Annotated in this window: 10 protein-coding genes and 1 pseudogene; 5 read left to right on the forward strand and 6 right to left on the reverse strand. The window is 64.0% G+C overall.

The features are described from left to right. The 4 genes from EOA29_RS14170 to EOA29_RS14185 form a co-directional block, all read right to left on the reverse strand. A partial coding sequence (locus tag EOA29_RS14170; protein ID WP_127221043.1) for an ATP-binding cassette domain-containing protein occupies window positions 1-680 on the reverse strand: 680 nt, incomplete at its 3' end. Window positions 681-691: 11 nt separating this feature from the next. Further along, window positions 692-1,606, reverse strand: a complete 915-nt coding sequence (locus tag EOA29_RS14175) for an ABC transporter permease subunit (protein ID WP_126091713.1) — start codon at window positions 1,604-1,606, stop codon at window positions 692-694. 7 nt (window positions 1,607-1,613) lie between these two features. Beyond that, window positions 1,614-2,498, reverse strand: a complete 885-nt coding sequence (locus EOA29_RS14180) for an ABC transporter permease subunit (protein WP_126091712.1) — start codon at window positions 2,496-2,498, stop codon at window positions 1,614-1,616. 105 nt (window positions 2,499-2,603) lie between these two features. Beyond that, the gene (locus EOA29_RS14185; RefSeq protein WP_126091711.1) at window positions 2,604-3,956 is read right to left on the reverse strand and encodes an extracellular solute-binding protein; all 1,353 of its coding nucleotides are present in this window, start codon (window positions 3,954-3,956) and stop codon (window positions 2,604-2,606) included. Between the two features lie 266 nt (window positions 3,957-4,222). On the opposite strand from EOA29_RS14185, the gene EOA29_RS14190 reads away from it, so the two are divergent. After that, entirely contained in the window at window positions 4,223-5,263 is a 1,041-nt protein-coding gene (locus EOA29_RS14190; RefSeq protein ID WP_126091710.1) for an endonuclease/exonuclease/phosphatase family protein, read from the forward strand. Between the two features lie 33 nt (window positions 5,264-5,296). On the opposite strand, the gene EOA29_RS14195 is transcribed toward EOA29_RS14190, so the two are convergent. After that, entirely contained in the window at window positions 5,297-5,977 is a 681-nt protein-coding gene (locus EOA29_RS14195) for a TlpA disulfide reductase family protein (RefSeq protein ID WP_126091709.1), read from the reverse strand. A gap of 35 nt (window positions 5,978-6,012) precedes the next feature. Here EOA29_RS14195 and argH point away from each other — a divergent pair, with 35 nt between their 5' ends. The 3 genes from argH (at window position 6,013) to lysA (ending at window position 9,011) form a co-directional block, all read left to right on the forward strand. After that, window positions 6,013-7,413, forward strand: coding sequence for an argininosuccinate lyase (gene argH / locus EOA29_RS14200; RefSeq protein WP_126091708.1), 1,401 nt, complete (start codon window positions 6,013-6,015; stop codon window positions 7,411-7,413). Window positions 7,414-7,483: 70 nt separating this feature from the next. Beyond that, on the forward strand, window positions 7,484-7,690 hold the full coding sequence (locus tag EOA29_RS14205; protein WP_126091707.1) for a hypothetical protein: 207 nt from the start codon (window positions 7,484-7,486) through the stop codon (window positions 7,688-7,690). A 52-nt stretch (window positions 7,691-7,742) separates the two neighbouring features. Continuing rightward, on the forward strand, window positions 7,743-9,011 hold the full coding sequence (gene lysA / locus EOA29_RS14210) for a diaminopimelate decarboxylase (protein WP_126091706.1): 1,269 nt from the start codon (window positions 7,743-7,745) through the stop codon (window positions 9,009-9,011). Window positions 9,012-9,146: 135 nt separating this feature from the next. Here lysA and EOA29_RS14215 read toward each other — a convergent pair whose 3' ends face one another. After that, window positions 9,147-9,449: a metalloregulator ArsR/SmtB family transcription factor gene (locus tag EOA29_RS14215; RefSeq protein WP_126091705.1), complete on the reverse strand. Its 303-nt coding sequence runs from the start codon at window positions 9,447-9,449 to the stop codon at window positions 9,147-9,149. A 50-nt stretch (window positions 9,450-9,499) separates the two neighbouring features. Here EOA29_RS14215 and EOA29_RS14220 point away from each other — a divergent pair. Beyond that, a pseudogene (locus EOA29_RS14220) lies at window positions 9,500-9,891 on the forward strand (pyridoxal-phosphate dependent enzyme); the annotation flags it as partial.

Raw genomic sequence — 9,891 nt, forward strand, 5'->3', positions numbered from 1 at the left:
GCTTCGTGGCGACCTTCGTCGGCGCGCCGGCCATGAACATGCTCGACGCGGCCGCCATTCATCACCACCAGCCGGTCGGCAAGCGTCATCGCCTCGACCTGGTCATGGGTGACGAAAACGGACGTGGCGTTGAGGCGCCGATGCAGCTTGCGGATTTCCGAACGCATCTGCACGCGCAGCTTGGCGTCGAGGTTGGAGAGCGGTTCGTCGAAGAGGAAGACCTTCGGCTCGCGGATCATGGCGCGGCCCATGGCGACGCGCTGGCGCTGGCCGCCGGAAAGCGCCGTCGGCTTGCGGTCGAGCAGATGCTCGAGCTCCAGGATGCGGGCGACGGCCTGGATGCGCCGGGTTCGTTCCGCCGCCGGAACACCGGCCACCTTCAGCGAATAGCCGATATTCTGGGCCACGCTCATATGCGGATAGAGCGCGTAGTTCTGGAACACCATGGCGCAGCCGCGCTCGCGCGGCTCGAGCTTGTTGACGACCGTGCCGTCGATGGCGATCGTGCCGTCGGAAATCTCCTCCAGCCCCGCGATCATGCGCAGCAGCGTGGACTTGCCGCAGCCCGACGGCCCGAGGATGACGACGAATTCGCCGGATTTGATGTCGAGATCGACGCCGTGCACGACCTGCATCTTGGCGTAGCTTTTCCGGACATCGCGGATGGTGATGGAGGCCATTGTCCGTCTCCTTATTTTTCCGTGGCGATCAGGCCGCGCACGAACCAACGCTGCATCAGCACCACGACGATCAGCGGCGGCAGCATGACGATCAGCGTGCCGGCCATGGCGATATGCCATTCCGGCGCACCGCCGACATTGGGGATGAGCTGCTTGAGTTCCGTCACCGCCGTCGCGTGCGACTGATCCGTGGTGATGAGTAGCGGCCACAGATACTGGTTCCAGGCCCACAGGAACATGATGGTGCCGAGCGCCGCCATGTTGTTGCGCGACAGCGGCAAGAGGATATCGATGAAGAAGCGCAGCGCGCCGGCGCCGTCCATGCGCGCGGCCTCCGTCAGTTCGTCGGGCACCGTCAGGAAGAACTGGCGGTAGAGGAAGGTGCCGGTAGCGGTGGCGATCAACGGCATGATCAGGCCCGTGTAGGAATTGAGCAATCCGAGGCTGAGCGAGACCTGAACGCCGGACACCTTCTCGATCAGCCAGGAGAGCCCGGTGACGTCCATGATCGCCTGATAGGGCGACAGCACGTTGGCGACCACCGCGTAGGTCGGCACGATGCGCACCTCGAGCGGCAGCATCAGCGTGACGAAGATCAGCCAGAAGATCAGCGTCCGCCCGGGATAGCGGAAATAGACGATCGAGAAGGCGGTCAGCGCCGAGATGATCACTTTGCCGGCGGCGACGCCCGCCGCCATGATGAAGCTGTTGAAGAGCTTCGGGCCGAGGCCGGCCGTCGTCCAGGCCGTCTTGATGTTGACCCAGAAGTCGCTGCCCGGCAGCAGCGACATCGGCACGTCGTTGACGTCCTTCAGATTGTGCGAGGCGGCGATCGCCACGATGACGAACGGCGCCACGCAGAAAACGAAGCCGACGAACAAAATCAGATGCGTGAAGAAGTTGAGGATAGGGGTACGCTCGACCATGGCCGCCTCAGCGATAATGCACGCGCCGCTCGATGAAGCGGAACTGGACGATGGTCAGCACGATGATGAGCAGCATCAGGATGATGCTCTGCGCGGCCGCGCCTGAGTAGTCGAGGCCTCTGAAGCCGTCGGAATAGATCTTGTAGACCATCAGGTTGGTGGCGTTCGCCGGGCCGCCGGCGGTCATGATGTCGACGATGCCGAAGGAATCCTGAAAGCTTTCGGTGATGTTGATGACCAGGAGGAAGAAGATCGTCGGCGTGATCAGCGGGAACTGGATGTCCCAGAAGCGGCGGACGACGCCCGAGCCGTCCATCGCCGCCGCCTCGATCAGCGAGCGCGGGATCGCCTGCAGCGCGGCGAGGAAGAAGATGAAGTTGTAGCCGACATATTTCCACGAGAAGGCGATGATGACGGAGGCCATGGCGTCGGCGCCGTTGAGGCCGGGATCCCAAAAGCCCGGCCAGAACTTGTTGACGGCGGCCATGAAGCCGGCTTCCGGCGCCAGGATGAAGCGGAACGCCAGCGCCAGCGCCGGTGCTGCGATGCCGTAGGGCCAGATCAGCACGACACGGTAAAGACGTGAGCCGGCAAGCTGGCGGTCGGTCAGCGTGGCGAGCACCAGCGCGATGACCATCGCAAGACCGGTGCTGATGCCGGCGAAGACAAGGCTGGCGGTGATCGAGTTCCAGTAGTCGGCGTTGGCGAGGATCGAGCGGAAATTGTCGAGCCCGACCCAGATGTTGCCGCCGCCCCAGGGCTGCTGCAGCGTCAGCGACCAGTAGACCGCCTGGCCGGCCGGCCAATAGAAGAAGGTGAAGATCAGCAGGAGCTGCGGCACCGCGAACAGGATGCCGATCGTCCATCTGCCGAAAGTGACGCGTTTTTCCATCGATCCGCCGACGCCGTTAAACCGCCAGCCCGCCTTCCGCGAACAAACTAGATGTGAAACGGCCGCCCGTCGATTCTCGGCGGACGGCCATGGCTGCGTAGGAAATCAGGGCAGCGTCTTGTTGGGATAGGTCTGCTGGAAGCGGTCGAGGATGGCGTCGCCGTTCTTGACCAGCGCGTCGATGCCGTCCTGCACGCTTTCCTTGTTGGCGAAGATCGCCTGCATCTGCGTGCCGAACTCGGCGCGGATCTGGGTGAAGTTGCCGAGGCGGATACCGCGGGTGATTTCGGTCGGCTCCGAGGCGGTCAGGCTGGCGATTGCCACTTCACGGCCCTTGTAAGGCGCCTTGTCGTAGAAGCCGCTTGCCTTCATGTATTCGAAGCCCGACTTGGTCACCGGGATATAGCCGGTGTTGGTCGACCAGAACAAAGCGGTCTTGGGGTCGTGGATGAAGTTGAGGAAGGCGGCCGCGCCCTTGTATTCGGCGTCCGACTTGCCGGAGAGCACCCACAGCGAAGCGCCGCCGACCAGCGAGTTCTTGCGCTCGGTGCCGGCATAGACCGGCAGCTCGGCGACATCCCAGTTCATGCCTTCCTTCTGGGTCTTGCCGACCGTGCCGTGGTCGCCGACCGAGGTCATGATGACCTGGCAGGTGCCGGTGGCGAAGGCCTGCACCATATCCTGGCCGAGGTCCTTCGACTTGATCTTGATCAGGCCGTCGTCGTACCACTTCTTCAAGTCGGTGACGTACTGGACGAACTTGGTCTTGTTCATTTCCAGGCGGGCGTCGAGGCCGTCATAGCCGTTGTTCTTGCTGGCGATCGGCTGGTTGTGGATGGCCGAGAACTGCTCCATCAACTGCCAGCTTTCGTTGCCGGAGATGTTGATCGCCATCGGGCAATCGTAGCCGGCGTCCTTCAGTGCCTTGAGGTCGGCGCCGACATCTTCCCAGGTCTTCGGCGCCTCGGTCTTGCCGATCTTGGCGAAGGCGTCCTTGTTCCAGTACATCAGCGCCGTCGACGAGTTGAACGGGAAGGACAGCATCTCGCCCTTCGAGGTCGCGTAGTAGCGGGCGATGCCGGGGAAATAGTCGCTGTAGTCGATCTTGTAGCCGTTCTCTTCCATCAGCTTGTCGGCCGGCTTGTAGGCGCCCGACAGCATCATGGTGGCGGTGCCGACGTCATAGACCTGGACGACAGTGGGCTGCTTGCCGGCGCGGAAGGCGGCGATGGTGTTCTGCAGCGTGGCGTCGTAGTTGCCCTGGCTGGTGCAGACCACTTCATAGTCGGACTGCGAGGCGTTGAAGTTCTTGCACAGCGTGTCGACGACGCGGGCGAGATCGCCCGACAGGCCGAACCAGAAGTCGAATTTGACCGGCTCTGCAAAGGCAGGCGCCGCGAACGCGGCGCTGAGCGCGCCTGCGGCAAGGGCAGCGAGGCCCCGCTTGATGATCGTCATGGTTTTTCCCTCTTGAGTGGCAGTTTGACAAGGTTTGGCGCAAGTCCCTGCCGCTCTCTTAGAGAAGGTATGTGACAGTTCTGTTGTGGCCCCCGGACTGGTAGGTTGGGCCCTGTGGACAGCCGGTCTCTCCTCCCCTTCGGCGGTGGTGCCGGCATGAAAACGTCATATCGGCGGTCTAGGAAGCTAGAGCGCCAAAAAGTGGCGTAAAGGCCGCCCGTGATTAACCGGCTAAATTTGGACGCCAGCTGAATTGGACGAATGACATGCTTGTCGCGCAATTGACCCATGTCCCGATCGCCGAACGCCAGGCGATGCGGGAAGGTCCGCGCGACAGCGCCACCCACCTGCGCCACGCGGCCGCCATTCCGGCGCTCGGCGAGATCGAGATCGGCGGCAGGACATCCCGGGGCAGCGCCGGCGAGAGCCTGACCGTGATGGCCTGGAACGTCGAGCGGCTTCGCCATGTCGAAGCGATTGCCGTAATGATCGCCGGCCAGGCGCCGGACGTCGTCCTGCTGTCGGAGGTCGACAAGGGCATGGCACGCACCGGCAACGGTCATCCGCTGAGCCGGCTTGCCGACCGGCTCGGCCATGCCTTCGCCTATGGCGTCGAGTTCGTCGAGCTGGGCGCCGGCAATGAAACGGAGCGGACGGCAGCCGGCAAAGCCGAGAATACCGAAGGCTTCCACGGCAATGCCGTGACCAGCGCAGTGCCGCTGCTGCGGCCGTTCCTCATTCGGCTGGATGCCGCCGGCGGCTGGTTCCGGCCGGAGCGCGGCCAGCCGCGCATCGGCGGGCGGATGGCGATCGGCGGCCAGGTGCTGGTCGGCGAGCGCCGGGTGACAATCGTTTCCGTGCATCTCGAAAACCGCACCGATCCCGCCGGCCGGGCCGACCAGATACGCCATCTCCTCGATGCCATCGACAGATACGACGCGGAAGCGCCTGTGCTGATCGGCGGCGACTTCAACACGCTGACCGCCAGCCATGAAGAGCGTCACGACGACCCGGTCGCATGGCGCGCCAGGATCGCGGCCGAACCCGACCGGCTGATCAAGGTCGAACGCCACGAACCGTTGTTCCAGGTGTTTGCCGAGCGCGGCTATGGCTGGCGCGACGCCAACACGCTCGACCGGCCGACCCAGCGGCGAGCGGCGGGAGACCCGACGCCGATCGGCCGCATCGACTGGTTCTTCACGCGCGGCCTTGCGGCAAGCGCTCCGGCCACCCTGCCGGCGGTGCTGCCCGACGGCAGCCCGAGTTCCGACCATGAGGCACTGATCGTCACCGTCCGTTTGGGGTGAGCATCGCGCTAAATCGCATCCGCGCTTTGGCGTTCACGGCCCGAGCGCCGCTTCCACCAGCCGCTTGGCGTCGGCGCTCGACCATTCGGCCGGGCCGTTCATATGCGCGATCAGGCAGCCTTCGCCGTCGATCAGCATCGTCACCGGCAAGCCCAGCGCCAGTCCGCGTGTCTTGGCCTCATTGAACAGGCCCATGGTCGCATCCCGGTAGTAGCCGAGCGTCTCGACGCCGATCTCCTTGAGGAATTTCTTCGGCTTGGCGTCGTCGCCGGTATCGACATTGACCGCGACAACCTCGAAGGTGTTGCTGCCCTTCTCCTTCTGCAGCGCATCGAGCGCCGGCATTTCGGCACGGCAGGGCGCGCACCAGGTCGCCCAGAGATTGAGCAGCACCGTCTTGCCGGCATGATCGGCGATCGTCATCGGCTTGCCGTCGGGACCGTTGAAGGCAAGGCTCTTCATCGATTGCGGCGGATCGGCCGGCTGCAGCGCGGCGACCTGGCCCACGGCCTTCGCCGCGACCTGCCTGGCCCGCTCGGCCTTGGCCTTGCAGGCGACATCGTCCTTGCCGTCGGCTGCCGCGGACTGAGACGGGGCGTTGTTGCCAGAACTGCTCTCGCTGACATATACCGCGACCGCGCCGGCCAAGACGCCCGCCGCCAGGGCGGCGAGGATGAGGCGCGGGGCCGGGAAGAATCTATTTCCGTCTGCCATTTTTCAAAAACTGTTCCGGAGCACGGGTTATAGCGATGAGCGACAAGAAGGCCAGCAACCAGATGTGGGGCGGACGTTTTGCCTCGGGTCCGGCCGCGATCATGGAAGCGATCAACGCGTCGATCTCCTTCGACCGCAAACTCTATGCGCAGGACATCCGCGGATCGATCGCCCATAGCGAGATGCTGGCGCAAACGGGCATTATTTCGGCCGCCGATCAAGAAAAAATCGCTCACGGGCTGAACACGGTTCTGAAAGAGATCGAGGCCGGCAAGTTCGAATTCTCGACCCGGCTGGAAGACATCCACATGAATGTCGAGGCGCGGCTTGCCGACCTGATCGGCTCGGCTGCGGGGCGCCTGCACACCGCCCGCTCGCGCAACGACCAGGTGGCCGTCGACCTCAGGCTGTGGGTCAAGGAAGAATGCCAGCGCGTCGCTGAGGCGCTGAAGGGCCTGATCGCCGCTTTCCTGGAGCGCGCCGAGGAGCACGCCGCGACGGTGATGCCCGGCTTCACCCATATGCAGGCCGCGCAGCCGGTGACCTTCGGGCACCATTGCATGGCCTATGTCGAGATGTTCGGTCGCGACCTCTCGCGCGTCCGCGATGCCATCGAGCGGATGGACGAAAGCCCGCTGGGCGCCGCCGCTCTTGCCGGCACCAGCTTCGGCATCGACCGTCACATGACGGCCAAGGCTCTCGGCTTCCGCGAGCCGATGCGCAATTCCCTCGACAGCGTGTCGGACCGCGACTTCGCGCTCGAGTTCCTCTCGATCGCCGCGATCTGCGGCACGCATCTGTCGCGGCTCGCCGAGGAGATCATCATCTGGTCGACCCCGCAATTCGGCTTCATCCGGCTCTCGGATTCGTTCTCCACCGGCTCCTCGATCATGCCGCAGAAGAAGAACCCCGACGCCGCCGAACTGGTGCGCGGCAAGACCGGCCGCATCAACGGCCATCTCGTCGGCCTGCTGACCGTCATGAAGGGCATGCCGCTGACCTACGGCAAGGACATGCAGGAAGACAAGGAATCGGTCTTCGACGCCGCCGAGACGCTCGACCTGATGCTGGCCGCGACCACCGGCATGGTGCGCGACATGACCGTGAACGCAGCGGCCATGAAGAAAGCCGCCGGCGCCGGCCATGCCACCGCCACCGACCTTGCCGACTGGCTGGTTCGCAATCTGGGCCTCCCCTTCCGCGAGGCCCACCATGTCACTGGCCGCGCCGTGGCGCTGGCCGAGGACAAGAAGGTCAGCCTGGAGAAGCTGTCGCTGAAGGACTTGCAGTCGATCCATCCCGGCATCACCGACGGCATCTTCTCGGTGCTTGCGGTGCAGAATTCGGTGAAGAGCCGCACAAGTTTCGGCGGCACCGCGCCGTCCGAGGTGAAGAAGCAGATCCGCTATTGGAAAAAGCGGCTCGCCAAGGCGTAATGCCGGGATGCAATACGCCGAAAACTCGGATAAAAGCGCAGCACGCAAACAGTTTCGGACGGATGGATCGATGACCGGAAGCAGGATTTTGGTGACGCTCGCGCTGCTCGCGGCGATGGTTGCCGTCACGGCCTGCGGCCGAAGGACCGGCCTCGACACGCCTTACGAGGCGGCCGTGCAGGCGCGCAAGGATGCGGAGAAGGCGAAACAGCCGCTGCCGCCGGAGCCGGAGAAACCGGTCAAGGACAAGAAGTTCATTCTCGATCCTTTGCTCTAGAGCCGATGAGATCGTCCGATCTCATCGTGCTCCAATTTCGGAACCACCGCACGTGAACCATTTCGATTACCGCGACGGCGTGCTTCACGCCGAGGACGTCGCAATCCCCGACATCGCCAGGCAGGTCGGCACGCCCTTCTACTGCTATTCGACCGCGACGCTGACCAGGCATTTTCGCGTCTTCAAGGAGGCTTTCAGCGACCTCGACGCACTCGTCTGCTACGCCATGAAGGCGAACTCCAACCAGGCCGTGCTGAAGACGCTGGCCAGGCAAGGCGCCGGCGCCGACGTGGTGTCGGAAGGCGAATTGCGCCGCGCCTTGGCCGCCGGCATCCCGGCCGACAAGATCCTGTTTTCGGGCGTCGGCAAGACCGCGCGCGAGATGGACTTCGCGCTCGCCGCCGGCATCCTCTGCTTCAACGTCGAGTCCGAGCCGGAGCTGGAATTGCTTTCTCAGCGCGCGACCGCGCTCGGCAAGGTGGCGCCGATTTCACTGCGCATCAATCCCGATGTCGACGCCAAGACCCACAAGAAGATCTCGACCGGCAAGGCGGAGAACAAGTTCGGCATTCCCTGGCAGCGGGCACGCCAGGTCTATGCCCGCGCGGCCGAGCTGCCCGGCATCAGGGTGACCGGTATCGACACCCATATCGGCAGCCAGATCACCGAGTTGCAGCCCTTCGACGACGCCTTTGCGCTGCTGGTGGAACTGGTCGGAACGCTGCGCGCCGATGGGCATAGGATCGAGCATGTCGATCTTGGCGGCGGTCTCGGCATCCCTTACCGCGTCGACAACAGCCCGCCGCCGCTGCCCGATGCCTATGCCGAGATCGTGCGCAAGCACGTCACCAAGCTCGGCCTGAAGGTGATGTTCGAGCCTGGCCGACTGATCGTCGGCAATGCCGGCATCCTGGTCTCCGAGGTGATCTTCGTGAAGGAAGGCGACGCCAAGAACTTCCTCGTCGTCGACGCCGCCATGAACGACCTGATCAGGCCGACGCTCTATGACGCATTCCACGACATCAAGCCGGTGGTGCAGCCGCCGGCCGCAACGCCGCGCATGAAGGTCGACGTGGTCGGCCAGGTTTGTGAGACCGGCGACTATCTCGGACACGACCGCGACCTGCCCAGGTTGAAGGCCGGCGATCTCATCGCCGTCGCTACCGCCGGCGCCTATGGCGCGGTGCAGGCCGGCACCTACAACACCCGGCTCCTGGTGCCCGAAGTGCTGGTCGACGGCGACCGTTTCCACGTCGTGCGGCCGCGCCAGACCTATGAGGAGCTGATCGGGCTCGATTCGATCCCGGATTGGCTGACGTAGCCGCGAGCCGCTAGAGCAATCCAGGAAAAGTGTGTAACGGTTAGGCTCGGCGACTTCGCCGTAGCCTTCCGCCCGGAATTGCGTGAAAACAAAGAGATAAAGCGGTTCGCCGTTTCCGTGAAACGGTGAAACGCACTAGATTTTTCGCAGAATGAGCGCCTTGGCTTCGGCGATCCTGTCCTCGTCGCGGCGATAGAAAATCCACTGCCTGGTGCGCTTGGCGCTGAGCAGGCCGGCCTGCGTCAAGACGCGCATATGCTCGCTGAGCGTCGCCTGTGTGATGCCGAGCTTTTCGGCGATCAGCAGGGCGCAGACACCGTCCTGCACCAGATCGCCATCGGCCTGGCGCGGGAAATGCGCGCGTGGGTCCTTCAGCCAATCGAGGATTTGCAGCCGGCGCTCGTTGGCGATCGCCTTGAAAATATCGACCTCTTGCATTTAGCCATTTTGCTAAGTTACTAATTGAAGTCAACCCCAGGGAGCCGCGCATGCTGAACACAAGCCCATTGGACAAAGGGACGATCACACGCGAACGCATTGCCGCCGTGGAGCCGCGCATTCGCCCTTATGTGCGCCACACGCCGGTGATGCGCGTCGACATGGCGGATTTCGGCCGGCCGGCCTTTCCGGTCGACCTGAAGCTCGAATGCCTGCAGCATTCCGGCTCGTTCAAGGCGCGCGGCGCCTTCACCAATCTGCTCGAGCGGCAGGTGCCGGAAGCAGGCGTCGTCGCCGCCTCCGGCGGCAATCATGGCGGCATAGCCAACCGCCGCGCCATGATTGCCGCCGGCGAAGCTCGAGCGCATCCGCGGCTACGGCGCCCAGCTGATCGTCGGCGGCGAGCGCTATGCCGAAGCGCTGGCCGCCAGCGCTTCGGCAT

It is taken from the genome of Mesorhizobium sp. M1E.F.Ca.ET.063.01.1.1, assembly GCF_003998155.1.
In the GTDB taxonomy this organism is placed as follows: domain Bacteria; phylum Pseudomonadota; class Alphaproteobacteria; order Rhizobiales; family Rhizobiaceae; genus Mesorhizobium.

Bases quoted from the DNA above. Each gene is read 5' to 3' on its own strand.
- EOA29_RS14175 (WP_126091713.1), bottom strand. From the start codon at position 1,606: ATGGTCGAGCGTACCCCTATCCTCAACTTCTTCACGCATCTGATTTTG.
- EOA29_RS14180 (WP_126091712.1), bottom strand. From the start codon at position 2,498: ATGGAAAAACGCGTCACTTTCGGCAGATGGACGATCGGCATCCTGTTC.
- EOA29_RS14185 (WP_126091711.1), bottom strand. From the start codon at position 3,956: ATGACGATCATCAAGCGGGGCCTCGCTGCCCTTGCCGCAGGCGCGCTC.
- EOA29_RS14190 (WP_126091710.1), top strand. From the start codon at position 4,223: ATGCTTGTCGCGCAATTGACCCATGTCCCGATCGCCGAACGCCAGGCG.
- EOA29_RS14195 (WP_126091709.1), bottom strand. From the start codon at position 5,977: ATGGCAGACGGAAATAGATTCTTCCCGGCCCCGCGCCTCATCCTCGCC.
- argH (WP_126091708.1), top strand. From the start codon at position 6,013: ATGAGCGACAAGAAGGCCAGCAACCAGATGTGGGGCGGACGTTTTGCC.
- EOA29_RS14205 (WP_126091707.1), top strand. From the start codon at position 7,484: ATGACCGGAAGCAGGATTTTGGTGACGCTCGCGCTGCTCGCGGCGATG.
- EOA29_RS14215 (WP_126091705.1), bottom strand. From the start codon at position 9,449: ATGCAAGAGGTCGATATTTTCAAGGCGATCGCCAACGAGCGCCGGCTG.